This window comes from Rathayibacter sp. VKM Ac-2754, from assembly GCF_009807095.1.
GTDB lineage: Bacteria > Actinomycetota > Actinomycetes > Actinomycetales > Microbacteriaceae > Rathayibacter.
The window spans coordinates 126,845-150,247 of the sequence record NZ_WUCC01000005.1 but is presented as its reverse complement, the minus strand read 5'-3'; the positions used below and the strand labels follow the sequence as shown (position 1 = coordinate 150,247).

The window sequence follows — 23,403 nt, the reverse complement described above, 5'->3', positions numbered from 1 at the left end:
CGATCGTGGTCGCCCGCGCGCCGCGCCAGGAGCGGGCACCGCGGGTCAGAGGCGATTGTAGATTGAGCGTCGCTCCATGCGAAAATCCGTCGCGGCTCGCACTCAGCGTCCGCTCCCCCTGATCAGCAGAGGAAGACGCCGTGAGTACCGCTCGTGCCCTCGTTGCCGCCATGCGCCCCCGGCAGTGGCTCAAGAACGTCCTGGTCCTCGCCGCTCCGATCGCCTCCGCGCGGATCGTCGAGCCCGAGGTGCTGGTCGCCGCGATCATCGCGGCCGTCGCCTTCAGCCTCGCCTCCTCCGGCGGCTACATGCTCAACGACCTGCTCGACATCGAGTCGGACCGCGCCCACCCCAAGAAGCGCTTCCGCGCGATCGCGTCGGGGGCGCTGCCGGTGCGCGTGGCGTGGATCGCGGCCTTCGTGCTGATGATCGTGCCGCCGCTGGTCACGTTCCTCGCCGGGTTCACCTGGTTCGCGGCGACGCTCGCCGGGTACCTGGTCATGCAGATCTCGTACTGCATCTGGCTCAAGCACGAGCCGGTGATCGACATCCTGATCGTGGCGGGCGGCTTCGTTCTGCGCGCGATCTCGGGCGCCGCGGTGGCCGACATCCCGCTGACGCAGTGGTTCCTCCTGGCCGTGTCGTCGGGCTCGCTCTTCATGGTGGCGGGCAAGCGCTACTCCGAGAAGCTGCAGAGCGAGGGCAAGGAGGAGAGCCACACGCGCTCGACGCTCAAGGTCTACACGGCGGGCTACCTGCGCTTCATCTGGTCGGTCGCGGCGTCGTTGACGATGATCTCGTACGCGCTGTGGGCCCTCTTCCTCAACGGAGACGACTCGCTCTGGTCGATGGCCTCGGTGGTGCCGTTCGGCGCCGCGCTCTTCCTCTACGCGCTCGACATCGAGCGGGGCCGCGCGTCGGCTCCCGAGGACATCGTGCTCGGCAACTTGCGCCTGCTGATCTGCGGGGCGCTCTGGGCGGCGCTGTTCGTCGTCGCGATCCTGACGCGGTCGCCGGGGGTCTGACCCCCTCGTCAGGCGCGGTCGGCCACTCGGGACGCGGGTCGACGGGCTGCTCCCGGCGTCTGTCAACCGTCCTCCGGACGGGGCGGGCTCTTCGGTAGCGTCGTGGCACCTGGAACGCCGCAGGAGGCCCGAAACCTCCTCTCACCGTTGCGCGCTCTCGCGCCGCGGAACCCGCCGAACGAGTCGAGCCGTCATGCCGTCCCTCAGCGATTCGTCGCGCCCTGTGCTCCGCGCACTGATCGACGCGTTCGCCGACCCGGGGGCGGTCGACGCGGGGTACGCCGCACACGTGCTGTCCGACGCCCGCGAGCTGCTGGACATCGCACCGGCGCAGCGGATGCCGACACTGCTCTTCCCCCGCTCGGCGGTGTTCGACGTGCCCGACGCGCCGCCGGTGCCGCCGGGCGCGCTCTGAGCGCTCCTCCGGACGTCCAACCCGGAAGTCAACGCCCCCAGCGAACTCGGCGCGCGGCACCTACAGTGATCGCCATCGGGGCGGAGTCGTTCGGGTCGACTCCGCCCCGGTCCGTCATGCCGTGGTTCCGGTCTGTCACGTCGTGGTCCCGCGGCGCAGCCGCAGTCGGGTCTCCTCGAGGTCGAGCATCGACTGCGCCTGGGCGAGGATGCGCTGCGGGTAGGCCCGGCGCGAGCGCGCGTCGAGCAGCGCCTCCCGCTCGGCCGTGACGACCGCCAGCCGCAGGGCGCGGTACAGGCGGTGCGGAGTGTCGGCCACGTCGCGCCGGGTGCCGCGGGACCGCTCCCACGCCGCCTCCGACCGCAGGAACGACGTCTGCCGCACGCGCTCGAGCACGTCGGGGTCCACCTCCTCGACCCCCTCGACCACGTCGCCGGGGCTCTCGAGCACCGAGAGGCCCTTCTCGGTGATCTCGTCGAGCAGCCCGGCGAGCTCGCGCTGGTCCTCCGGCACGTCGACTCCGCGGATCCCGGTCGCGCGGATGAGCAGGGGGAGCGTGCTGCCCTGCACGAGCAGGGTCGAGACCGCCACGGTGAAGGCGATCAGCACGAGCTGAGCGCGGTAGGGGATGTCCTCGGGCAGCGACTGCGCGGCAGCGAGCGTCACGACTCCGCGCATTCCCGACCAGCCGAGCACGAGCCCGCCGCGCCAGCCGATGTCGTTGCGGCTGAAGTGCCGGTAGTCGGCACGGCGCAGCTCGAAGCGCCGCCGGGCCTTCCTCCGCTCCTCGCGCGGCAGGCGCACGCCGCCGGTCGAGTCGAGCAGCTCCTTCTGCTGCCGGGCCCGCCGCTCGGCGCGCTGGGTCTGCCAGCGCTCGCCGAGCAGCACGGGTCCGACCCAGAGGAAGCGCACGACGATCAGCCCGACGGTCGCGATCAGTCCGATGCCGACCGCGGCCGGGATTCCGAGCACGGCGCTGTCGGCGTCCTGGATCAGGCCGCGGATCTCGAGCCCGATCAGGAGGAACACGCCGTTCTCGAGCAGGAACTGCACGGTGCGCCAGTTGATGCGGTCGTTCACCCGCGACTGCGCGGTGAAGGCGCGCGAGGAGGCGTGGCCCGTGTGCAGCCCCGCGACGACGACCGCGAGCACGCCCGAGGCGCCGAGGCCCTCGGCGGGGATGAAGGCGACGAACGGCACGATGAACGAGATGACGGTGTTGAGCACCGGATCCTCGAGGCGCGAGCGCACGAAGACGGTGACGATGCTCGCGACGAGGCCGACGGCCACCGCCATCACCACGGCGTAGAGGAAGTCGCCCACGGCCGCCCACGGGGTGGCGAGCGTGCCGGCGGCCGCGGCGAGCGCGGAGCGGAGGAGGACCAGCGCGGTCGCGTCGTTGATCAGCCCCTCGCCCTCGAGCAGGGTGAGCAGGCGCGGCGGGAGGCCGAGCCGGCGCCCGACCGAGGTGGCGGCCACCGCATCCGGCGGGCTGATGATCGCGCCGACGGCGATCGCGAGCGGCAGGCCGAGCTCGGGCAGCAGGGCGAAGAGCAGCACCCCGACTCCGGCGGCCGAGATCACGACGAGGATCACCGAGAGCCCCGTGATGGTGGCCAGATTGCGGCGGAAGTCGAGGAACGGGACGCTGATCGCCGCGGCGTAGAGCAGCGGGGGCAGCACGCCGTCGAGCACCCACTCGTGCGGGACGACCACCTCGGGCACGCCGGGGAGGAACGAGAGTCCGACTCCGGCGAGCACGAGGACGATGGGCGCCGCGACGCCGAGGCGCTTGGCGAAGACGGCGACGGCGACGAGGACCGAGACGGCGACGATCGCCGCGATGGCGAGTTCCATCAGTGCTGCGGGGCGTGCGCGGGAGGGGGCATGGTCTCGTCTCCGGGGTCGGGCCCCGGGCGCGCGCGAGACGCGGTGTGCTCGGGGGACTCCGACGAGTCTGCGCGCCCGTGCTCGGGCGGGGCAGGGGGTTGTGCCGTGCACGACGTCAGCTGAGAGGCCTCGTCACGCACGATGGTCGATGACGGAGCCTCTCAGCGGACGGTGCGCGGCGGCTACCTCCGGTCGAGCACCCGCACGAGGCCGACGAGCAGCGCGATGCCGCCGAGGACGGCGATGGTCAGCGCGGTCGCGCCTCCCCCGCCGAGGGCGAGCGCTCGGTCGACGACGTCGGCGCGCAGGGCGGTGTCGGAGGCGACCAGCAGCAGGAAGACGGAGAAGGCGGCGACGACGGCTCCCCAGACGATCGCGCCGGCGCGGATCCGGGGGCGCGGGGGCGCGATGGCGGTCACCGCGGTGGTCTCGGGGAGGGTCTCGGTGCTCATCGCGCTGCCCCTGTCGGCTCGGTCGTGGTCGGGTCGGTGGTGGTCGGGTCTGCGGTGGTCGGGTCGGTGCCGGTGCTCGTCTCGGCGGAGGCGCTCGCGCCCGTCTCGTCGAAGACGCTGATCGATCCGCCGCCCTGCTCGACACGCACGACGAACGGCTCTGCGTCCGGATCGCCGAAGGTCTGCGTCCACCGCCAGCGGCCGTCGACGTAGCGCACGCCCTCCGGTTCGGCGGGGCTGTACTCGTCGCCGTCCCGTCGCGTGAGCCAGGTGGCCCCGTCGCTCGACGACGACTCGAGCCTGACGGCGGTCCCCTCCATCGCCGTCAGCTGGATCGACCCGGCGCCCTGCCAGACGTCGAGGGCGCCGCCCGCGACGTCGAAGTCGGGCGAGACGGTGACCTGCACGTCTCCGGCCAGGACCGCGTAGTCGCCGGGGGCCGCGTTCGAGAGGCTGTACGACCCGACCGTGCCCAGCACCGCGCGATCCGGCGGCAGCAACGCCGCCGTCGACGCCGTCAGCACCGTGACCAGCGAGACCGCGACCAGCAGCACGGCGCGGCGGCGGAGGAGGCCGGCGATCACGATCGCGGCGGCCAGCACGAGCGTGGCGGAGGCGAATCCGACGACGGTCGAGGTCGATCCGGTCGTCGAGAGCGAGACGAGCGACCCGACGAGGGCCGCGGCGCCGAGCACGAGCAGCGTCGCGCTGAACCGCAGCCGCGGGTTCGCCGCCCGGCGCAGCCGCTGGCGCTCGAGACGCGCGGCCGTGACGGCGTGGGCTCGGAGGCGCGCCTCCTCCGCCCGCTGCCGCGCGGTCTCGCGGGCGGTCGCCGCCTCCTGGGCGCGGAACGCCTCGCGCTCGGCCTTCCACTGCTCCTGGCGCTCACGCCAGGCGGCGACGTCCTCGGGCGCCTCGGGGCGGGCGTCCGTCGGCCGCTCGGGGTACGGGATGCTCTCGGGGCGCCCGTCGGTCGTCGCGGGAACGGTCTCCGGAGTGACGGTCGGCGTCGAGGCGCGACCGGAGCGGCGCACGATCCAGAGGACGAGGCCGATCGCCGCCGCGACGACGACCGCGGTCCACAGGGCGCGTCCCGTGGACGCCCCCCACGCGGTCGCCCCGGTGTAGACGCCGCCGAGCGACCAGAAGCCCTGGGCGACCGGGAGCATCGACGCCAGGACCAGCACCCCGATCCCGGCGTGCACGCGGTCGAGGTCGCCGCGGGCCAGCCGCTCGACCGGCAGCGAGTCGTCCTGGTCGGGCAGCAGCAGCCAGGCCGCCGCATAGAAGAGGAACGCGGGCCCGCCGAGGACGGCGACGACCACGAACACTCCGCGGACGATCAGCGGATCGATCCCGAGGCGCTCGGCGACGCCGGCGCAGACGCCGCCGATCCAGCCGGGCCGGCGGGGGAGGTCGAGGGCGCGCAGCCAGAGGAAGAAGCGGTTCTCCTTCGGCGGATCGCCGGCGGTGCCCGGGTCGGCGGTCGACGTGGCGGTCGGTGCGCCGGGTCCGGCCGCCCGGTCGTCCGCGCCCTGATCGTCGGGTCCGCCGGTCGGCGGGGTGGTGCTCGCTGCTGTCATGGCTCGAGTGTCCCGTGGGCGGTGGGCGCCGGGCTATCGGGGGAACCCCTGACCGGACCCTGACGCGACCCCCGGGCGACGCGCCCGTCTGTTTGGATGCAGGGGTGAGCATCCCCACCCTGCCCGTCGCTGCGGTCCGCCCATCGCTCCGGCGACCGCGCAGCGCGGCCCTCGGAGGTGTCAGCGCGGGCCTGGCCGTGCACCTGGGTCGGAGCGTGCGAGCGGTGCGGCTCGTGTTCGTCGTCGCGACCCTGCTCGGCGGGGGCGGCGCGCTCTTCTACCTCTGGCTGTGGGCGCTCGTGCCGCTCGCCGACTCCGCCTCGGAGGACGCCGGCGTGCGCCGCGCCACTCCGGTCGCCGCCCTGCTCGCCGTGGCGGCCGGCGTCGCGACGGTCGCCGTCCTCGTCGCGATCGGCTCCGGCGACGACTCCGAGGTCACCCGGGCGCTCGCCGCGGTCGCGGCCCTGGCCGGCGGCGCCGTCGGCTGGAGTCTCGGCCCCGACCGGGGCGACCCGTCGCGATCGGCGCGCTCCTCCTCCGCGGTGCGTCTCGCCTCCTGCGCGGTGCTCGTCGTCGCCGGAGTCGCGGTGCTGGTGGCGCGGCCCAGCGCGGTCAACGCCGTGCTCGCCGTCGGCGTGCTGCTGGTGGCGGCCGGGGTGCTCGCCGCGCCCCGCATCGTCACGCTCTGGACCGAGCTGATGGGCGAGCGCGCGGCCCGGGTGCGCGAGGAGCAGCGCGCCGAGATCGCCGCGCACCTGCACGACTCGGTGCTGCAGACGCTCGCGCTGATCCAGAACCGCGCGGGCGCCTCGACCGAGGTGGCCCGCATCGCCCGCGCGCAGGAGCGGGAGCTGCGCGACTGGCTGTTCGAACGCGACGTGCCGGTCGCCAACGATCTGGCCGCCGAGATCCGCGCCATCGCCGCGGCGATCGAGCTCGACTACCCGGTGCAGCTCGAGGTGGTCGCGGTGGGCGCATCCGTGCCGGGCGCTGCTCCGGTGCTCGCGGCGACGCGGGAGGCCATGCTCAACTCCGCGCGGCACGCGGGCGGCGACGTGTCGGTCTACCTCGAGTGCACCGCCGCGGGCGTCGACGTCTTCGTCCGCGACCGCGGGCCGGGAGTCGACCTCGGCGCGCTGCCCGGCGACCGGCTGGGCATCCGGGAGTCGATCATCGGACGGATGGCGCGCGCCGGCGGCAGCGCGACCGTCCGGCCGGGAGCGGGCGGCACGGGCACCGAGGTGCACCTCCGCCTGCCCACGGGGGCCGAGCGATGACGCGCGTGGTGCTGGTCGACGACCACTCGATCTTCCGCTCCGGCCTCCGCGCCGACCTGGCGCCCGAGCTCGAGGTGCTGGGCGAGGCGGCCGACGTCGACGCCGCCGTGGCGCTGGTCGCGGTGGCGCGGCCCGACGTCGTGCTGCTCGACGTGCACCTGCCGGGCGGTGCGGGCGGAGGCGGCGCCGAGGTCCTGCGGCGCAGCGCCGGGCTCCTCGAGTCGGTGCGGTTCCTCGCGCTGAGCGTCTCGGACGCGGCCGAGGACGTCGTCGGCGTGATCCGGGCCGGCGCCCGCGGCTACATCACCAAGGCGAGCTCGGGGGCCGAGGTGAGCCGCGCGGTCCTCGCGGTCGCGGGCGGCGACGCGGTGTTCTCGCCGCGGCTGGCGGGCTTCGTGCTCGACGCCTTCGGAGCGCTCGCCGGCGAGCAGGCGGAGGCGCCGGACGAGCTCGACCGGCTGTCGGCCCGCGAGCGCGAGGTGATGCGGCTGATCGCGCGCGGCTACGCGTACAAGGAGGCGGCGGCCGAGCTGTACATCTCGGTCAAGACGGTCGAGTCGCACGTGTCGGCGGTGCTGCGCAAGCTGCAGCTGTCGTCGCGCTACGAGCTCACCGCGTGGGCGTCGGCGCGCCGCCTGCTCTGAGCCTCCGCCGTGCGATCTGCAGGTGCCGGTGCGGTCTGGAGGTGTTCGCGGACGGAGAATGCTTCCCGCCGCATGAGCCGCGCGGGAGCGGCCGCATCGCCTGCGAATCGCACATCAGCCTCCTGCAGATCGCACGAGCGCTGCGGCGACTCGCGCGACCGCGGACTCGACCGAGCGCGCCGTCGCGTCGCGATCCTCCGCCTCCGAGTCGTGCACGAACGCCGTCACCCCGTGCCGCGCCCCGCAGTAGCCGATGACGCCGCGCTCGATCTGCGTGCGGAACGACTCCGTGTACCCGTGCCGCTCGAACGAGCGCTCCGACGTGCCCGACACCGGGATCAGGTGGACGCTCAGGCGCTCGAGCCGCGGGACGACTCCGCCTGCCGCGTCGATCCCGAACGCCCAGTCGGCGATGAACACCCGGTCGACCCAGCCCTTCAGCAGCGCCGGCATCGACCACCAGTAGACCGGGAAGACGAGGACGAGGTGCTCGTGCGCGTCGATCCGCCGCTGCTCGGCCGCGACGTCGGCGGCGGGCGCGCCCTCGCCGAGGTAGACGCGGCGGTCCTCGAGCGTGAAGCGCGGGTCGAAGCCCTCCTGCGCCAGGTGGGCGAGCGTCGCGCCCGTCGAGCCGGCGAGCCGGCGCGCGACGTGGTGCGTGAGCGAGTCCGGGTCGGGGTGGGCGGTGACGACGAGGGTGCTCATGCGGTCCGATCCTGCGGGGGCGGGGAGTGTCGACAGGGGCAGCGTCGCCCTCTGTCGCGGGGTTCGCCCTCACAACGAAGGACGAGAGTCTCGAAACGGCGGATCTTCACGCCTTTCCGTCTTTCAGCCTTGGTTGTGCGGCTCGGGCGAGGGTCAGTCGCGCGCCAATCCCGCCAGACGGCGGCCCGAGCTAGAACGACGCCAGTGGCAGGAGCGGCAGCACGGCGAGCGCAGAGAGCGTGCCGAGCACGACGCCGGCCAGCAGGTCGGTCGGGAAGTGCATCCCGAGCGCCAGCCGCGACAGGAGCATCGCGATCACGACGAGCACCGCGAGCGGCCAGAGGGCGGGCAGCATCACCGCGAACACGATCGCGGCCGCGGTGGTCGACGAGGCGTGCGAGCTCGGGAAGCTGAGCTTGCTCGGCGCGTGGCCGCGCACCTCCACCCCCTCGCCCAGCGGGCGCGGGCGGCGGACGACGCGCTTCAGGACGATCGACAGCCCGTGCGCGACGACGATCGCGACGTCGCAGAGGGCCCAGGCCCAGAACCGCGACGGATCGACGAACGCGCCGATCACCCCGAGGATCAGCCAGCCCGCCGCGTGCTCGCCGATGAGGCTGAGTCCGCGGGCGACGGGGAGGAGGGGCCGGGTCAGCGGCGCGCGCTGCACGGCCACGACAACGGCGGACTCGCGGCTTCGGAGGGTCGACATCGCGCTCAACCTAGCGCACGAGGGGGCGGCGGAAGACCCGCCGCCCCCCCCGTGATCAGGCCTGCGTCTCCGCGTCCTCGTCGCCCGCCGAGCGGCGGCGCGCGCCGAGCCCGACCGCGGCGGCTCCCGCGGCGAGCAGGGCGGTCGCCCCGGCGATCAGGCCGACGCTCTCGACACCGGTCGAGGCGAGTCCGCCTCCGGTTCCGCCGGTCGGCAGCGGCACTGCGGTGCCCGTCGGAGTCGCGGTGGGCGCGACCGTCGGGGACATCGTCGGAGTCGCGGTCGGCGCGGCGGTCGGTCCCGCGGTCGGCGCGGCGGTCGGCGCGGTCGTCGGCGCCGCGGTGGGCGTCGGGGTCGGAGCCGTGGTCGGTCCGGCCGTCGGCGTCGGCGTCGGGGCGATCAGCTGCGATGCCGGCAGGATCTGCACGATCGTCGGGCGGGGCGCTGCGACGGCTCCGGCGGGAACCGCTCCCGTGGCCGCGAAGTCCGGGAAGAACGAGGTCGGCTCCTCGAAGCTGCCCTCCTCGCCCGGGTGCTGCACGGCGACGAAGACGTGCTGGTCCTGGTCGTGCACGATCGGGCCGCAGGTCTCGGCGTCGCGCGGGACCGACAGGAACTGCTCGACGTTGCCGCGGGAGGCGCCGTCCAGGGTCACCTTGAACAGCCCGTCGTTGTAGCCGATGCCGCTCGGTGCGCCGTCGGTCGAGATCCAGAGGTCGCCGACGGAGTCGAACGCCAGGTTGTCGGGGCACGAGATCGGCGAGACCTGATCGGCCGGGAAGCCCGAGAAGTAGACGACGTCGCCCTGCGCCACGTCGCCGCAGAGCATCAGCAGGTTCCAGGTGAAGGTGAGGCCGGTCTGGTCGCCGCCGTCCTCGATGATCTCGACGATGTGGCCGTCGCGGTTCTCGGTGCGCGGGTTGACCTCGGTCGGCCCCTCCGTGCCCTCGGTGCCGCGGTTGGAGTTGTTGGTGCACGCGACGTAGATCCGGCCGGTGATCAGGCTCGGCTGCACGTCCTCGCAGCGGTCCATCTTGGTGGCGCCGGCGATGTCGGCCGCCTGGCGGGTGTGCACGAGCACCTCCTCGACGCTCATCCCCGCGATCGCCGAGACGCCGCCGACGACGAGCGGCAGCCACGCGCCGATGCCGTCGAAGCCGCCGTCGGAGGGGACGGCGCCGGTTCCCGTGATCTCGGCGACGGGCGAGTCGCCGGTGAACTTCGCGACGAAGAGGTCGCCCTCCTCGAGCAGCGTCTTGTTGTGCGCGCGGTCGCCCTCGATGTAGCGCTTCTTCGAGACGAACTTGTAGAGGTAGTCGAAGCGCTCGTCGTCGCCCTGGTACGCCACGACGCGGCCGTCGGGGGCGATGATGACGTTGGCGCCCTCGTGCTTCAGGCGGCCGAGAGCCGTGTGCTTCTTCGGGGTCGACGACGGGTCGAAGGGGTCGAACTCGACGATCCAGCCGAAGCGGTTCGGCTCGTTCTCGTAGCCGGCGGTGCGGGCGTCGAAGCGCGGGTCGTCGAGCTCCCAGAGCCGCGCGGTCTCGGCGTCGGCGAGGCCGTAGCGCTTCTCGGCGCCGCTCGTGCCGGTCGCGCGGAAGTAGCCGTTGAAGTTCTCCTCGCCCGAGAGGACGGTGCCCCACGGCGTGGTGCCGCCCGAGCAGTTGCCGAGGGTGCCGAGGACGGTGCGTCCCTCGGGGTCGGCGACCGTCTTCAGCAGGTCGGAGCCGGCGGCGGCGCCGGTCACCTCGTACGGGGTGTCGATCAGGTAGCGGCGGTTGTGCTCGCCGCCGCGCACGTACGCCCAGGGGCGGTCGACGGCGGTGCGGACGAGCTCGACGACGCTGAGCCCGTGCGCGGCGCGGGCGACCGCTCGCACGCGCTCGGGCTCGGCCTCGAGCTGCGCGGCGGGGAACATGATGTTCTCGTTCGTGTACTCGTGGTTCACGACGAGCAGCGCGCGCAGGCGCTTCGAGCCCGGGATCTCGACGATGTCGGTGTAGTCGTTGTTGTAGCCGAACTGCGCGGCCTGCGCCGCCTCCGTCTGGTTCTGGATGTCGAAGGCGGGGCTGTCGGCGAAGATCGGGTCGCCCCAGCGGATCAGCGGCTGCCAGGCGAAGCCCTCGGGCACGGTGAACTCGTCGACGGTGGTGGCGACCGGCGCGATCGGGGTGAAGGAGAGAGGGGAGACGGCGTCCGCGGCGGTCGCGACGGCCGCCTCCGCGCTCGGTGCGGCGGGGGAGGCGACGGCGATGGTGACCGCGCCGGCCAGACCGAGGCCGAGCGCCGAGCGGCGCGAGATCTGCGACGAGACGATGTCGCGGAAGTAGCTGTTGTGCGAAGTGTTGCAGGTCGCGGTCGAGCACGCGTTGGCGCACTTGAGGGCGCAGGTCACGGGGCTGCGCTTGCCCTTGACGTGCCCGGCCATGGGCAGCAGGAGTCGGCGGGAGGTGTCGGTCATCGTCGTTCGTCCTTCGATCGCAGGCGGGGTCCGATGAGGAAACCAGGGGGAGCGGTCGCGCGAGTCTCCCGGGGTCGGCGCCCACCTGAACGAGAGGTGAACGGTCTCACAACGAGGTGAGGCTCACCTCACCTGCTCGGACGGCGCGGAGACGGACGTGCGCTGCGCCGTGCGCGCCTCCATCACCGTGGCGACGTTGCCCGAGATCCACTCGACGACCGGCAGCAGGCGCGCCGCCAGATCGGCGCCGAGCGGGGTCAGACGGTACTCGACCCGCGGCGGGATCACCTCGTGCGCCTCCCGGTGCACGAAGCCGTCCTCCTCGAGGACGCGCAGGGTCTGCGCGAGCATCTTCTCGCTGATGCCGCCGATCCTCCGCCGCAGCTCGCCCCAGCGGAGGGTGCCGTCGGTGAGCGCCGCGAGCACGAGCACTCCCCACTTGCTCGTGACGTGGCCGAAGATCTCGCGGCTCGGGCAGTCGGCGGCGTAGACGTCGCCCACGAGCAGCGGGCTCCCCGCGGTATCCGTGATGGTCATGAAGGTACTAACCAAATAGTGGGTACTGCATTCCGGGAAGTTCTCGGATCACCCTCCGGTTCTCCCCCAGTGCGGCCCCGACGCCGCCCAGAACGGAAGGACCACCCCCATGACTCTCGTCGTCACCGGAGCCACCGGACACCTCGGCCGCCTCGCGGTCGAGCACCTGCTCGCTCGCGGCACCGCCGCCTCCGACATCGTCGCCACCGGCCGCGACGCCGCGAAGCTCGAGAAGATCGCCGCCGACCTCGGCGTGCGCACCGCCGTCGCCTCCTTCGAGGACGCCGCCTCCCTCGACGCCGCCTTCGCGGGCGCCGAGGCCGTCCTGCTCGTCTCGGGGTCGGAGGTGGGCAAGCGCGTCGCGCAGCACACCGCCGTCATCGAGGCGGTCGCCCGCGCGGGCGCTCGCCTGGTCTACACGAGTGCTCCGAAGGCGACCACGAGCGCGCTGATCCTCGCGCCCGAGCACAAGGCGACGGAGGAGGCGATCGCCGCCGCGGGGGTCCCCGCCGTGATCCTCCGCAACGGCTGGTACCACGAGAACTACGTGCAGACGATCGGCGAGCTCGCCTCGACCGGCACCACCCTCTCGAGCGCCGGCGAGGGCCGCGTCTCGAGCGCCGCGCGCAGCGACTACGCGGAGGCGGCGGCCGTCGCCCTCACCGACGCGTCGCTGGTCGGCTCGGTGCACGAGCTCTCGGGCGACGTCGCCTGGAGCACCGACGAGCTGGCGGCCCTGGTCGCCGAGGTCGCGGGCCGCGAGGCGTCCATCACGCACGTCGACTCGGCGGAGCACGCGCGGATCCTCACCGGGGCGGGCGTGCCCGAGGGCGGCGTCGGCTTCGTCGTCGGCCTCGACGCGAACATCGCCGACGGCCTGCTCGGCGAGACCGACGGCTCGCTCGCGCGCCTGATCGGGCACCCGACCACGCCGATCCGCGCGTACGTCGAGCAGGTGCTCGCCGCGAGCTGATCCTCCGGCCGACCTCCGGCTCGCGGGATCGCGTCCGGCTCGCGGGATTCCCCCCACCCTGCGAGCCGGACGCGTTCCTGCGAGCCGGAGGTCGGCGGCGCGTCACACTTCGTCATCTCGCGTCGCGACGCCTCCTCGGCGCGCCGTAGCCTGAGAGACCGCACATCCCCCGTCCGTCAGGAGCACCGACCGTGATCACCGCGACCGGACTCTCCAAGACGTTCGGCGGCTCACGCGCTGTCCGCGCCCTCGACGACGTCAGCCTCCACGTCGAGGAGGGGACGATCTTCGGCGTCGTCGGCCAGTCCGGCGCCGGCAAGAGCACGCTGCTCCGCGCGATCAACCTGCTCGAGCGCCCCGACGCCGGCACGGTCGAGGTCGGAGGCGTCACCCTCACCGATCTCGACGAGCGCGCCCTGCGCCGCGCGCGCCACGACATCGGCATGGTGTTCCAGCACTTCAACCTGCTGTCGAACCGCACCGTGCAGCAGAACGTCGAGTTCGCCCTCGAGACCATCGGCGTCCACGGGGCCGAGCGCTCGCGCCGCGCCGCCGAGATGCTCGACCTCGTCGGCCTGTCCTCGCTCGCGGGCGGCTTCCCCGCGCAGCTCTCGGGCGGACAGAAGCAGCGCGTCGGCATCGCCCGCGCCCTCGCCGGCCGCCCGCGGGTACTGCTCTCGGACGAGGCCACCAGCGCGCTCGACCCCGAGACGACGCGCTCGATCCTCGACCTGCTCCGCAGCCTCAACCGCGAGCTCGGGCTGACGGTGCTGCTGATCACCCACGAGATGGACGTCGTGAAGCGCATCTGCGACTCCGCGGCCCTGATGGAGTCGGGCCGGATCCTCGAGCAGGGCGAGCTCGTCCGCCTCGTGTCGACCCCCGGCTCGGCGCTCGCCCGCGAGCTCTTCCCGCTCGGCCCCCTCCCGGAGGACGACGGCTCGGCGATCATCGACATCACGTTCTCGGGAGGCTCGGCCGACCGCCCGGTCATCGCGCAGCTCGCCCGCGGCTACGGCATGGACGTGTCGATCCTCGGGGCCGTGATCGAGACCATCGGAGGCAGCCAGGCCGGCCGCACGCGCCTCGCGCTCCCCGGCGACCGCGGCACCGTCGCCCGCGCCGTCGAGGACCTGCGCTCGCAGGGCCTCACCGTCGACTGGCTCCGGGGAGGACCCGCATGATCGACGTCGACTCCCCCACCTTCTGGAGCGACCTGCTCGAGGTCGTGCTCAAGGGCACCGGCGAGACCCTCTACATGGTCGGCGTCGCGACGCTGGTGACGATCCTCGTCGGCCTGCCGCTCGGCATCGTCCTCGTCGGCACCGAGCGCGGCGGGTTCCTCGAGCGCGTCGGCGGCTCGCGGGCGCTCGGCTCCGCGATCAACCGAGTGCTGGGCTTCGTGGTCAACCTCGGCCGCTCCGTGCCGTTCATCGTGCTGATGATCGCGCTGATCCCGCTGACCCGGCTCATCATCGGCACGTTCATCGGCTCGACCGCCGCGATCGTCCCGCTCGCGATCATCGCGATCCCGTTCTTCGCGCGGATGGTCGAGATCGCGCTCAAGGAGGTGGACCCAGGGCTCTACGAGGCCGCGTCCTCGCTGGGCGCCTCGCGCTGGCAGCTGGTGCGGCGGGTTCTGCTCACCGAGGCGCGGCCGGCCATCGTGCTGGGCCTGTCGACGACGATCACCTCGATCATCAACTTCTCGGCGATGGTCGGCGTGGTCGGGGGCGGCGGGCTGGGCAACGTCGCCCTCACCTACGGCTACCAGCGCTACAGCTGGATCCACATCGTCGCGGTCATCGTCGTCCTCTTCGTCATCGTCCAGATCGTGCAGGCCCTCGCGACGCTCGCCGCGCGCCTCGTCGGCCACGACCGGCGCGCGAAGCCCGAGCGGGCCATCGCCGCTCTCGAGGCGGACGGCCGCGACCCGCGCGCCTGACCCCCTCCCCTCCCACCGCACCTCCCGCAGCAACGAGAGAAGACCCATGAACCGCACCTCCTTCCGCACCCCGCTCGTCCGACTCGGCGCCCTCGCGGCCGCGGGCACCCTCCTCGTCGGCCTCGCCGCCTGCTCCTCCGACTCCGGTTCCGCCGGAGCCGGGTCGGGCTCCGACTCCGGCGACCTCGGCACGATCAGGGTCGGCGCCCTCGCGACGCCCGCCGGCGATCTGCTGACCTGGGTCGACGAGAACCTCGCCGAGGAGGCGGGGCTCGACATCGAGTTCGTCGAGTTCAGCGACTACAACACGCCGAACCCGGCGCTGTCCGACGGCAGCACCGACGCGAACCTCTTCCAGAACGCGACGTTCCTCGAGACCTACAACTCGCAGGCCGGCGGCGACCTGGTGAGCGCCGGCGAGGTCTACCTGCCGGCCGCGGCCTTCTACTCCGAGTCGCTCGAGAGCCTCGACGACCTCGAGGACGGCGCGACGGTCGCGATCCCGAACGACCCGACGAACGAGGGACGCGCGCTCAAGCTGCTCGCCTCGGAGGGCATCATCGAGGTCGACGACGACGTGACCAACCTGCAGGGGATCACCTCGAACCCGCGCGACCTCGAGTTCACCGAGATCGAGAACGCGTCGCTCGCCCTCGCGCTGCCCGACCAGGACGCCGTCTTCGTGACCGCGACCTTCGCGCTGCCGGCCGGCCTCACCGAGGACCAGTCGATCCTCATCGAGGGCACCGACAGCACCTACTACAACATCCTCGCGACGACGCCCGACCTCGAGGACGACCCGCGCATCGAGGCGCTCTACGGCCTCCTCACCGACCAGCGCACGAAGGACCACCTCACCGAGACCTGGGACGGCCTCATCGTCCCGGTCTCCTGACCCCGCCACACGCCCGGACGACCTCCGGCTCGTGAGACCGCGTCCGGCTCGCAGGAATCCCCGATTCCCGCGAGCCGGACGCGTTTCCAGGGGCCGGAGGCGCCACTCGCGCCGACTCCCGAGCCCGGTGTCCGAGGCCCGACGTAGGCTGTGCGCATGACCTCGACGACGCCTCGCTCCGGTATCGACCTCTCCGAACTCGACCCGGCGACGCGCCCGCAGGACGACCTGTACCGGTACGTCAACGGCCTCTGGATCGACCGCACCGAGATCCCGAGCGACAAGGCCCGCTACGGCTCCTTCCACGTCCTGCAGGAGGAGGCCGAGAAGGCCGTCCGCGACATCATCGTCGAGGCGCAGACCGCGCACCACGGCACGCAGGAGCGCCTGTTCGGCGACCTGTACGCCTCCTTCCTGGACGAGGCCCGCGCCGAGGAGCTGGGCGCGACGCCGATCGCCGACGACCTCGCGACCGTGCAGCGCGTCGACTCGATCACCGGCCTGCTCGCCACCGTCGGGCAGCTCGAGCGCTCGGGAGTCCCCGGCCTCTTCGGCCTCTTCGTCGACAACGACCCGGGCAGCCCCGAGCGCTACCTCGTCTTCGTCAACCAGGGCGGCCTCGGCCTGCCGGACGAGAGCTACTACCGCGACGACGAGTTCGCCTCCGTCCGCGAGGCCTACCTCCCCTTCGTCACCCGCATGCTCGAGCTCGCCGGCGTCGACGCGGCAGAGGGCCGCGCGAAGCGGATCGTCGAGCTCGAGACCGACATCGCGTCCGTGCACTGGGACAAGGTGCGCAGCCGCGACAGCCAGGCCACCTACAACCTCCGCACCTGGGCCGAGGTCGACGAGCTCGCCGCCGGCATCGACCTGGGCGTCTGGCTCACCGCGATGGGCGCTCCGGAGGGAGCGCTCGCCGAGGTCGTCGTCCGCCAGCCGAGCTTCCTCCAGGGTCTCGCGGGGCTCCTGACCGACGACCGCCTGCCCGCGTGGCGCGACTGGCTCTCGTGGCAGGTCGTCCGCGGAGCGGCCGCCTACCTCTCGAGCGACTTCGTCGACGCCAACTTCGACTTCTACGGCCGCACCCTCACCGGCACCCCGCAGAAGCGCGAGCGCTGGAAGCGCGGCGTCTCGCTCGTCGAGGGCTCCCTCGGCGAGGCGGTCGGCCGCATCTACGTCGAGCGCCACTTCCCCGAGAGCGCCAAGGCGGCGATGGACGTCCTCGTCGAGAACCTCATCGAGGCCTACCGCCGCTCGATCGTCGACCTCGACTGGATGGGCGCCGAGACCCGCGAGCACGCGCTCGAGAAGCTCGCCAAGTTCACCCCCAAGATCGGCTACCCCGTCCGCTGGCGCGACTACTCGGCGCTCTCGATCGATCCGGCCGACCTCGTCGGCAACGCCCGCCGCGTCGCCGCGTTCGAGTTCGACCGCGAGCTCGGCAAGATCGGGCGCCCGCTCGACCGCGACGAGTGGTTCATGACGCCGCAGACGATCAACGCGTACTACAACCCGGGCTTCAACGAGATCGTGTTCCCCGCGGCGATCCTGCAGTTCCCCTTCTTCGACGAGTCCCGCGACTCCGCCGCCAACTACGGGGCGATCGGAGCCGTCATCGGCCACGAGATCGGGCACGGCTTCGACGACCAGGGCTCGCGCTTCGACGGCGACGGCCGCCTGACCGACTGGTGGACGGCCGACGACCGCGCCGCCTTCGAGGAGCGCACCGGAGCGCTGATCGCGCAGTACGACGCGCTCGCGCCCGCCACGACTCCCGGGCACCACGTCAACGGCGCCCTGACGATCGGCGAGAACATCGGCGACCTCGGCGGCCTGAGCATCGCGTGGAAGGCGTACCTGCTCTCGCTCGACGGCGAGGAGCCGCCCGTGATCGACGGTCTGACCGGCGCCCAGCGCTTCTTCCTGTCGTGGGCGCAGGCCTGGCAGCAGAAGTCCCGCGACGAGGAGACGATCCGCCTCCTCGCCATCGATCCGCACGCTCCGGCCGAGTTCCGCTGCAACCAGATCGTCCGCAACATCGACGACTTCTACGCTACTTTTGACGTCACCGAAGACGACTCCCTCTGGCTCCCGCCGAGCGAGCGCGTCGTCATCTGGTAGTCACCGGCGACTGCCTTCCCGCACCGCGGACGAGGCACCCCGGGCATCGAGAGCCGACCGATGCCCCCGGGCTCGTCCGTTCATCGCGCGCCGCCGCGGCGCGTCGACGGACCACGGTCCCTCCCTCCGCACGTCCGCTCCATCGACCCGTAGAGGGGCCGTACCCGTGGTGATCCCCACCCCCGAGACCCGCCGCGAGAACCGGCGCGCCCGCCGAGGGCGTCACAAGGGCTCGCACGAGCACGACAACTTCCAGAGCGGCTTCGACGCGCTCGGCCGACTCGCGATCGACGGAGTCGTGGTCTCGGCCCGCGCCGTCGACCTGGCGACCGGCCGCACCCTGTTCGCCGTCGACGACTCCGTCTCGATGCCCACGGCGGGCGTCGGCACGGTGCTGCTGCTGATCGAGGTCGCCGCGCGGCTCGCGAACGAGCCGCAGGAGAACCTCCGCCTCGTCGACCGCACGGCCGTCGACGCCGTCGCCGAGGCGGGCCTCTGGCAGCACCTGCAGATCCCCTCGATGCCGGTCGCCGACCTCGCCGCGTTCGTGGGCGCCACGAACGACAACCTCGCGACCAACGTGCTCCTCCGCCGGGTCGGCCTCGACGCCGTGCGCGAGCGCGCCGAGTCGCTCGGCCTCTCGCGGACCGCGCTGCTCGACGTCGTGCGCGACGAGCGCGGCCCCGACGACGCCCCGCAGCTCTCGATCGGCTCGGCGCGCGAGCTCACCTGGCTGCTCGCGACCCTCGCCAACGGCGAGGTCGTCGACGCCGCCGTCAGCTCGCGGGTGATCGGCTGGCTCTCGCTCAACAACGACCTCTCGATGGTGGCCTCGGCGTTCGGCCTCGACCCGCTGTCGCACCGCCAGCCCGACCACGGCGTCCTGCTCGTCAACACGACCGGCACCGACGTCGGCGTCCGCGCCGAGGTGGGCGTGCTGCGCGGCCCGCGGGCCGGAGTCTCGTACGCGGTCGTCACGCAGTTCGACGACACGAACCTGCACTACCGCCTCGCCGTCCTCGAGGGCATGCGGACGCTCGGCGTCGACCTGCTGGAGTACGTGCACTGAGGCGCCGGGGCGCGACCTCCGGCTCGCGGAACCGGGTTCGGCTCGCGCAACCGGGTCCGGCTCGCAGGATTCGACGCTTCTGACGTGCCGAATGGGATTCTGCGAGCCGGGCGCGGGCGCCGTCCGACGTCCGGCTCGCGAGATCGGGTTCGGCTCGCGGGATTCGGCGGTTCTGGCGAGCCGGACATGGTTCTGCGAGCCGGGCCCGGCGTGGAGTGACTTTCGGCTCGTCGAACCGGGTTCGGCTCGCGGAATCCCGCGGTTCTGACGAGCCCGGCCTGATTCTGCGAGCCCAAGGTGCTGTGTGGGTCGAGTCCTGCGAGCCGAACGGGATCCTGCGAGCCCGAGGTCGGCGCTGCGGGCCGGCCGCCGTCAAGGCCCTGACCGCTCCGGATGCGCGACCTAGGCTGCCGACAGCGGCGACGCCTCCCCGGCGCGCTGCGGAGAGGCGACCATGAGCAGCTTCGGATTCGACGCCCCCGAGGACGTCACCGACACCACCCGCCCCGACGGCGACTCCCTGCCGGTGCCGCCGGAGGACCCGGCCGAGATCGACGAGGCCGAGACTCCGGGCACCGCGGACGACGACGACCCCGAGGAGATGCCCGCCGTTCCGTCGCCCAGCTGACCGGCCCCGCGCCCGTTCCCGCGGGCGCGGTCGAGCGGAAGAGCCCCGTGGAAGGTCCGATCACCAGCACCGGGAGCGACACCCTCAGGGGTTTCCCAGCGCTGGCATACTGACGGCATGTCGATGCCGCCGCCCCCCGCCCCGCCTGCTCAGCCCGCTCCCGAGCCGAACGACGCGCCGCTCCCGGCGTACGGATCGCCGCCGGCTCCGGCGCGCAGCGGACTCGCGATCACCGCGCTGGTGCTCGGCATCGTCTCCGTCGTACTGGCCGTGCTGCCGCTCGTGTTCGGGCTCGCCTTCCCCGTCGCGATCGCCGGAGTGGTCGTCGGCATCATCGCGCTCGTGCGCCGCAAGGCGCCGCGCGGCTTCTCGATCACCGGCCTCGTGCTGAGCGTCCTCGGCTTCCTGATCGCGGTCGTCGTCACGATCGTCGCCGTCGTGCAGCTCGCGAGCACTCTGGACGACTTCGACAGCAGCGACTTCTCCGCGCCCTCCACGTCGGCGACCGCCGAGCCGCTGCCGCTCGACGAGGAGCCCGCCGAGGAGGCGCCTCCCGCCGCCACCGACGACCTGACCGTCGGCTTCGGCGAGACCTTCACCTACACCGACGGTGTCACCCTCTCGGTCTCGGCGCCCGCCGAGTTCACGCCCACGGAGTACGCGGCCGGCGCCGACCAGGCGGTGAACGTCGTCTTCACCCTCACCATCACGAACGGCTCCGCCCAGAACCTCGACCCCTTCACCTACGCCGACGTCTCCTCGGGCGGAGTGGAGGCGTCGCGCATCTTCGACACCGACGGTGTGGCCGGCGACATCAGCACGAGCCCCTCGACCGTGATCCTGCCCGGCGGCACGGTCACGTGGAAGGAGGCGTACTCGCTCACGGATCCGGCGAGCATCGTCATGCAGCTCAGCCCGAGCTTCGACTACCAGGACGCCATCTTCACCAACACGCAGTAGCCCGCGATTCCTCAGAAGTTGCGGTAGTCGAGCGCGACTACCGCAACTTGTGAGGAATGGAGGGGCCGGTCAGGCGCGGAAGGCGCCGCGGTAGCGGGCAGCCGGGTGCCGCGGGCTCACGCGCGGCGAGCCGGTGAGGCGCTCGCGCAGCCCGCCGGGCTCGTAGTGCGAGCGCGCCAGCCCGCGCGCCTGCAGCACCGGCATCAGGTGGTCGACGATGTCGACGTAGGTGCCGGGCAGCGTCCAGTGCGTGAGGTTGATCCCGTCGACGCCGGCGTCGCGCAGCTCGGCGAGCCCGTCGGCGACCTGGTCGGGAGTGCCGACCAGGCGCGGGTGCCGCTTGACGGCGAGACGCCCGAGATCGGCGACCGTCGCGTCGCGGTCGGGCAGCAGGCGGATCATCGACTCGAGCGTGCTGCGGTTGCCGTTCGTCGTGATGTCGCGGAGCCTCGTCTCGGGCGGGAACGGGTGCCCGTCGGCCTGGTCGACGCTCATCCCCGCGTGCAGAAGGTGCGCCTCGATGCTCGTGTGCGCGTCGATCTCGGCCTCGCGCTCGCGGGCCTCCCGCTCGGTGCTGCCGACGATGATCGAGAGGGGAGCGAAGAAGAGCACGTCGTCCGCGTCCCGGCCCGCCGCCACGGTGAGCGCGCGCGTCGAGGCGATCAGCTCGCGGGTCTGCTCGATCGTCGATCCGCCGACGAACTGCGCCTCGGCGTGCCGCGCGGCGAAAGCGCGGCCCGCGGGAGAGGAGCCGGCCTGGAAGAGGTACGGCGTGCGCTGCGGCGACGGGGCCGACAGGTGGGGGCCCTCGACGCGGTAGTGCTCGCCGACGTGGTCGATCCGGTGGATCGCCTCGGGGCGCGAGAAGGCGCCGGACTTGTCGCGCGAGGACGCGTCGTCGTCCCACGACCCCTCCCAGAGCTTGTAGACGACGTCGAGGTACTCCTCGGCCTGCGCGTAGCGCGCGTCGTGCTCGGTCAGGCGGCCGAGCCCGAAGTTGCGGGCGGCGTTCTCCTGGTAGCTGGTGACGATGTTCCAGGCGACGCGGCCCTTCGACAGGTGGTCGAGGGTCGACATCCGCCGGGCGAACTCGAACGGGTGCGCCTGCAGGATCGAGCTCGTCATCGCGAGGCCGAGGTGCTCGGTCGAGCCGATCAGCGCGGCGAGCAGGATCGACGGGTCGTTGTTGGGGAGCTGCAGCCCCTCGCGCGCGTTCACCTCGAGCGAGGCGCCGACCGGGCCGTAGGTGCCGACGACGTCGGCGAAGAAGATCGCGTCGAAGACGCCGCGCTCGAGCGTCTGCGCGATCTCGACCCAGTACGAGAGGTCCTCGAACGACTCGTGGCGCGCCTCCGGTCGCCGCCACTGACCGTGGTGGGTGTGCGAGGGGGTGTTCATCACGAACGCGTTGAAGCGGAGCGGCGTGGTCATGCGGAGGCCTCCTGGGGCGCGAGGGTCTGCGGCTCGTCCCGTTCAGAAGGTACGCGCCGATCGCCGCCGACCTCGACCCGGCGCGGCGACGGTGCGGTCTGCAGGCGGTCGTGCGGTCTGCAGGCGATCCCCGCGGAGCGGCGGTCGGATGCACGCAGGATCGACCACATCCGCGCGATCGCCTGCGAATCGCACGCGCGCCTCCTGCAGATCGCACGCGCGCCTTCTAGAGATCGCACACGGAGCGGACGCAGTCGCGCCGAGCCGCCGCCCCGAACCCGCCCGCCGTGCGGCAGGCTGGAGCGATGCAGTTCAGAGTCTTCACCGAACCCCAGCAGGGCGCGAGCTACGACGACCTCCTCGCCATCGCGCAGGCGACCGAGTCGCTCGGCTACGACGGCTTCTTCCGCTCCGACCACTACCTCCGGATGGGCGACGGCGACCCCGGCTACGGCCCGACCGACGCCTGGACGAGCCTCGCGGGCCTCGCGCGCGAGACCGAGCGGATCGCGCTCGGCACCCTGGTCTCCTCCGTCACCTACCGCCCGCCGGGTATCCTCGCGATCCAGGTCGCCCAGGTCGACGCGATGTCGGGCGGACGCGTCGAGCTCGGACTCGGCACCGGCTGGTTCGAGGAGGAGCACGCCGCGTACGGCATCCCGTTCCCGTCGCGCCGCTTCGACCTGCTCGAGGAGCAGCTCGAGATCGTCACCGGCCTCTGGTCGACTCCGGTCGGCGAGCGCTACTCGTTCGCGGGCGAGCACTACACGCTGACCGACTCGCCGGCGCTGCCCAAGCCGGTGCGTCTCCCGCTGCCGGTCATCGTCGGCGGAGGCGGACCCAAGCGCACGCCGGCCCTCGCGGCCGGCTTCGCCAGCGAGTTCAACCTGCCGTTCCCCGAGTTCGACGCGATCCCGGGGGCCTTCGCGCGCGTCGACGACGCCTGCCGCGAGATCGGGCGCGAGCCCTCCTCCCTCGTGCACTCGGTCGCGCTCATCGCGGTCGGCGGAGGCGACGAGGCCGAGTTCACGCGCCGTGCCGCGGCGATCGGCCGCGAGCCGGCCGAGCTGCGCGAGCACGGCATCGCGGGCGGCGTCGACGAGACGGTCGACCGCCTCGAGTCGCTCCGCGAGGCCGGCGCCGAGCGGGTCTACCTGCAGTTCATGGACCTGCGCGACCTCGACCACGTCGACTTCTTCGCCCGCGAGGTGCTGCCGAAGCTCTCGGCCTGACGCCGCCCGCGCTCCCCGCCCGCCCCGATTCCGCGAAAGTCGCGGTAGTCGCGCTCGACTACCGCGACTTTCGAGGAGTGGGCGGGCGGATCGGCGGGCATGACGACTCGTGGAGTCTCGCCGGGGGTGACCGCGCGCAGACCTAGGCTGGACGGGATGGCTGACACGATCGAGCGCCCCGACGAGCGCGTGGGGACCCGCTCCGCGGCCGAGGTGCCGTGGATCGTGCTCGTCTGGGACGACCCGGTCAACCTGATGTCGTACGTGTCCTACGTCTTCCGCAGCTACTTCGGCTTCGGCCGCGCCGAGGCCGAGCGGCTCATGCTGCAGGTGCACACGGAGGGTCGCGCGGTCGTCGCGACCGGCAACCGCGAGGAGATGGAGCGGCACGTGGAGGCGATGCACGGCTACGGCCTGTGGGCGACGCTGCAGAGGGCCGACGCGTGAG

General features: G+C 72.8%; 22 protein-coding genes. 14 read left to right on the top strand and 8 right to left on the bottom strand.

Annotated elements, in window-relative coordinates:
- The first annotated feature begins 140 nt into the window (after window positions 1–140).
- Both GRS92_RS10280 and GRS92_RS10275 read left to right on the top strand, forming a co-directional pair.
- On the top strand, window positions 141–1,025 hold the full coding sequence (locus GRS92_RS10280; protein WP_159855918.1) for a decaprenyl-phosphate phosphoribosyltransferase: 885 nt from the start codon (window positions 141–143) through the stop codon (window positions 1,023–1,025).
- Window positions 1,026–1,218: 193 nt separating this feature from the next.
- Window positions 1,219–1,440, top strand: coding sequence for a hypothetical protein (locus GRS92_RS10275; RefSeq protein ID WP_159855916.1), 222 nt, complete (start codon window positions 1,219–1,221; stop codon window positions 1,438–1,440).
- Window positions 1,441–1,575: 135 nt separating this feature from the next.
- Here GRS92_RS10275 and GRS92_RS10270 read toward each other — a convergent pair whose 3' ends face one another.
- The 3 genes from GRS92_RS10270 to GRS92_RS10260 all read right to left on the bottom strand — a co-directional run bounded on the left by GRS92_RS10270 (window position 1,576) and on the right by GRS92_RS10260 (window position 5,365).
- Window positions 1,576–3,297: a cation:proton antiporter gene (locus tag GRS92_RS10270; protein WP_159855914.1), complete on the bottom strand. Its 1,722-nt coding sequence runs from the start codon at window positions 3,295–3,297 to the stop codon at window positions 1,576–1,578.
- 215 nt (window positions 3,298–3,512) lie between these two features.
- Window positions 3,513–3,782 (bottom strand): hypothetical protein, encoded by a 270-nt coding sequence (locus tag GRS92_RS10265; RefSeq protein WP_159855912.1) that lies wholly within the window; start codon window positions 3,780–3,782, stop codon window positions 3,513–3,515.
- The gene (locus GRS92_RS10260) at window positions 3,779–5,365 is read right to left on the bottom strand and encodes a PspC domain-containing protein (protein WP_159855910.1); all 1,587 of its coding nucleotides are present in this window, start codon (window positions 5,363–5,365) and stop codon (window positions 3,779–3,781) included. The genes GRS92_RS10265 and GRS92_RS10260 overlap by 4 nt, the downstream gene beginning before the upstream one ends.
- Window positions 5,366–5,469: 104 nt before the next feature.
- Between GRS92_RS10260 and GRS92_RS10255 the strand changes: the two genes are divergently transcribed.
- Entirely contained in the window at window positions 5,470–6,642 is a 1,173-nt protein-coding gene (locus GRS92_RS10255; RefSeq protein WP_159855908.1) for an ATP-binding protein, read from the top strand.
- Complete coding sequence (locus tag GRS92_RS10250) at window positions 6,639–7,286, top strand: LuxR C-terminal-related transcriptional regulator (protein WP_159855906.1); 648 nt, start codon at window positions 6,639–6,641, stop codon at window positions 7,284–7,286. Before GRS92_RS10255 ends, GRS92_RS10250 begins: the two co-directional genes overlap by 4 nt.
- A 114-nt stretch (window positions 7,287–7,400) precedes the next feature.
- Here GRS92_RS10250 and GRS92_RS10245 read toward each other — a convergent pair whose 3' ends face one another.
- The 4 genes from GRS92_RS10245 to GRS92_RS10230 form a co-directional block, all read right to left on the bottom strand.
- Window positions 7,401–7,991, bottom strand: coding sequence for an NAD(P)H-dependent oxidoreductase (locus tag GRS92_RS10245; RefSeq protein WP_159855904.1), 591 nt, complete (start codon window positions 7,989–7,991; stop codon window positions 7,401–7,403).
- 190 nt (window positions 7,992–8,181) lie between these two features.
- Entirely contained in the window at window positions 8,182–8,703 is a 522-nt protein-coding gene (locus GRS92_RS10240) for a phosphatase PAP2 family protein (RefSeq protein ID WP_159855902.1), read from the bottom strand.
- A gap of 55 nt (window positions 8,704–8,758) precedes the next feature.
- Window positions 8,759–11,164 (bottom strand): PhoX family protein, encoded by a 2,406-nt coding sequence (locus tag GRS92_RS10235; protein WP_159855900.1) that lies wholly within the window; start codon window positions 11,162–11,164, stop codon window positions 8,759–8,761.
- A gap of 123 nt (window positions 11,165–11,287) precedes the next feature.
- Window positions 11,288–11,701 (bottom strand): winged helix-turn-helix transcriptional regulator, encoded by a 414-nt coding sequence (locus tag GRS92_RS10230; protein ID WP_159855898.1) that lies wholly within the window; start codon window positions 11,699–11,701, stop codon window positions 11,288–11,290.
- 109 nt (window positions 11,702–11,810) lie between these two features.
- On the opposite strand from GRS92_RS10230, the gene GRS92_RS10225 reads away from it, so the two are divergent.
- From GRS92_RS10225 to GRS92_RS10190, 8 genes are all read left to right on the top strand, one after another.
- On the top strand, window positions 11,811–12,674 hold the full coding sequence (locus tag GRS92_RS10225) for an NmrA family NAD(P)-binding protein (protein ID WP_159855896.1): 864 nt from the start codon (window positions 11,811–11,813) through the stop codon (window positions 12,672–12,674).
- Between the two features lie 191 nt (window positions 12,675–12,865).
- Complete coding sequence (locus tag GRS92_RS10220) at window positions 12,866–13,858, top strand: methionine ABC transporter ATP-binding protein (protein ID WP_159855894.1); 993 nt, start codon at window positions 12,866–12,868, stop codon at window positions 13,856–13,858.
- On the top strand, window positions 13,855–14,619 hold the full coding sequence (locus tag GRS92_RS10215) for a methionine ABC transporter permease (protein ID WP_159855892.1): 765 nt from the start codon (window positions 13,855–13,857) through the stop codon (window positions 14,617–14,619). The genes GRS92_RS10220 and GRS92_RS10215 overlap by 4 nt, the downstream gene beginning before the upstream one ends.
- Window positions 14,620–14,665: 46 nt before the next feature.
- Window positions 14,666–15,514 (top strand): MetQ/NlpA family ABC transporter substrate-binding protein, encoded by an 849-nt coding sequence (locus GRS92_RS10210; protein ID WP_159855890.1) that lies wholly within the window; start codon window positions 14,666–14,668, stop codon window positions 15,512–15,514.
- 156 nt (window positions 15,515–15,670) lie between these two features.
- Window positions 15,671–17,635, top strand: a complete 1,965-nt coding sequence (locus GRS92_RS10205; protein ID WP_159855888.1) for a M13 family metallopeptidase — start codon at window positions 15,671–15,673, stop codon at window positions 17,633–17,635.
- A 166-nt stretch (window positions 17,636–17,801) separates the two neighbouring features.
- Window positions 17,802–18,704, top strand: a complete 903-nt coding sequence (locus GRS92_RS10200) for a serine hydrolase (protein ID WP_159855886.1) — start codon at window positions 17,802–17,804, stop codon at window positions 18,702–18,704.
- Between the two features lie 454 nt (window positions 18,705–19,158).
- The gene (locus GRS92_RS10195) at window positions 19,159–19,332 is read left to right on the top strand and encodes a hypothetical protein (RefSeq protein ID WP_159855884.1); all 174 of its coding nucleotides are present in this window, start codon (window positions 19,159–19,161) and stop codon (window positions 19,330–19,332) included.
- 117 nt (window positions 19,333–19,449) lie between these two features.
- Window positions 19,450–20,292, top strand: coding sequence for a DUF4190 domain-containing protein (locus GRS92_RS10190; protein WP_159855882.1), 843 nt, complete (start codon window positions 19,450–19,452; stop codon window positions 20,290–20,292).
- 69 nt (window positions 20,293–20,361) lie between these two features.
- Here the strand turns inward: GRS92_RS10190 and GRS92_RS10185 are convergent, their stop codons facing one another.
- Window positions 20,362–21,723 (bottom strand): NtaA/DmoA family FMN-dependent monooxygenase, encoded by a 1,362-nt coding sequence (locus GRS92_RS10185; RefSeq protein WP_159855880.1) that lies wholly within the window; start codon window positions 21,721–21,723, stop codon window positions 20,362–20,364.
- A gap of 305 nt (window positions 21,724–22,028) precedes the next feature.
- Between GRS92_RS10185 and GRS92_RS10180 the strand changes: the two genes are divergently transcribed.
- The gene (locus GRS92_RS10180; RefSeq protein ID WP_159855878.1) at window positions 22,029–22,955 is read left to right on the top strand and encodes an LLM class F420-dependent oxidoreductase; all 927 of its coding nucleotides are present in this window, start codon (window positions 22,029–22,031) and stop codon (window positions 22,953–22,955) included.
- 156 nt (window positions 22,956–23,111) lie between these two features.
- Window positions 23,112–23,402: an ATP-dependent Clp protease adapter ClpS gene (clpS, locus tag GRS92_RS10175; protein WP_159855876.1), complete on the top strand. Its 291-nt coding sequence runs from the start codon at window positions 23,112–23,114 to the stop codon at window positions 23,400–23,402.
- The last annotated feature ends 1 nt before the right edge of the window (window position 23,403 follow it).

Coding starts and splice junctions, on each gene's coding strand:
- GRS92_RS10275 (WP_159855916.1), top strand. CDS start 1,219: ATGCCGTCCCTCAGCGATTCGTCGCGCCCTGTGCTCCGCGCACTGATC.
- GRS92_RS10270 (WP_159855914.1), bottom strand. CDS start 3,297: ATGGAACTCGCCATCGCGGCGATCGTCGCCGTCTCGGTCCTCGTCGCC.
- GRS92_RS10265 (WP_159855912.1), bottom strand. CDS start 3,782: ATGAGCACCGAGACCCTCCCCGAGACCACCGCGGTGACCGCCATCGCG.
- GRS92_RS10260 (WP_159855910.1), bottom strand. CDS start 5,365: ATGACAGCAGCGAGCACCACCCCGCCGACCGGCGGACCCGACGATCAG.
- GRS92_RS10250 (WP_159855906.1), top strand. CDS start 6,639: ATGACGCGCGTGGTGCTGGTCGACGACCACTCGATCTTCCGCTCCGGC.
- GRS92_RS10245 (WP_159855904.1), bottom strand. CDS start 7,991: ATGAGCACCCTCGTCGTCACCGCCCACCCCGACCCGGACTCGCTCACG.
- GRS92_RS10240 (WP_159855902.1), bottom strand. CDS start 8,703: ATGTCGACCCTCCGAAGCCGCGAGTCCGCCGTTGTCGTGGCCGTGCAG.
- GRS92_RS10235 (WP_159855900.1), bottom strand. CDS start 11,164: ATGACCGACACCTCCCGCCGACTCCTGCTGCCCATGGCCGGGCACGTC.
- GRS92_RS10230 (WP_159855898.1), bottom strand. CDS start 11,701: ATGACCATCACGGATACCGCGGGGAGCCCGCTGCTCGTGGGCGACGTC.
- GRS92_RS10225 (WP_159855896.1), top strand. CDS start 11,811: ATGACTCTCGTCGTCACCGGAGCCACCGGACACCTCGGCCGCCTCGCG.
- GRS92_RS10215 (WP_159855892.1), top strand. CDS start 13,855: ATGATCGACGTCGACTCCCCCACCTTCTGGAGCGACCTGCTCGAGGTC.
- GRS92_RS10210 (WP_159855890.1), top strand. CDS start 14,666: ATGAACCGCACCTCCTTCCGCACCCCGCTCGTCCGACTCGGCGCCCTC.
- GRS92_RS10205 (WP_159855888.1), top strand. CDS start 15,671: ATGACCTCGACGACGCCTCGCTCCGGTATCGACCTCTCCGAACTCGAC.
- GRS92_RS10195 (WP_159855884.1), top strand. CDS start 19,159: ATGAGCAGCTTCGGATTCGACGCCCCCGAGGACGTCACCGACACCACC.
- GRS92_RS10190 (WP_159855882.1), top strand. CDS start 19,450: ATGTCGATGCCGCCGCCCCCCGCCCCGCCTGCTCAGCCCGCTCCCGAG.
- GRS92_RS10185 (WP_159855880.1), bottom strand. CDS start 21,723: ATGACCACGCCGCTCCGCTTCAACGCGTTCGTGATGAACACCCCCTCG.
- GRS92_RS10180 (WP_159855878.1), top strand. CDS start 22,029: ATGCAGTTCAGAGTCTTCACCGAACCCCAGCAGGGCGCGAGCTACGAC.
- clpS (WP_159855876.1), top strand. CDS start 23,112: ATGGCTGACACGATCGAGCGCCCCGACGAGCGCGTGGGGACCCGCTCC.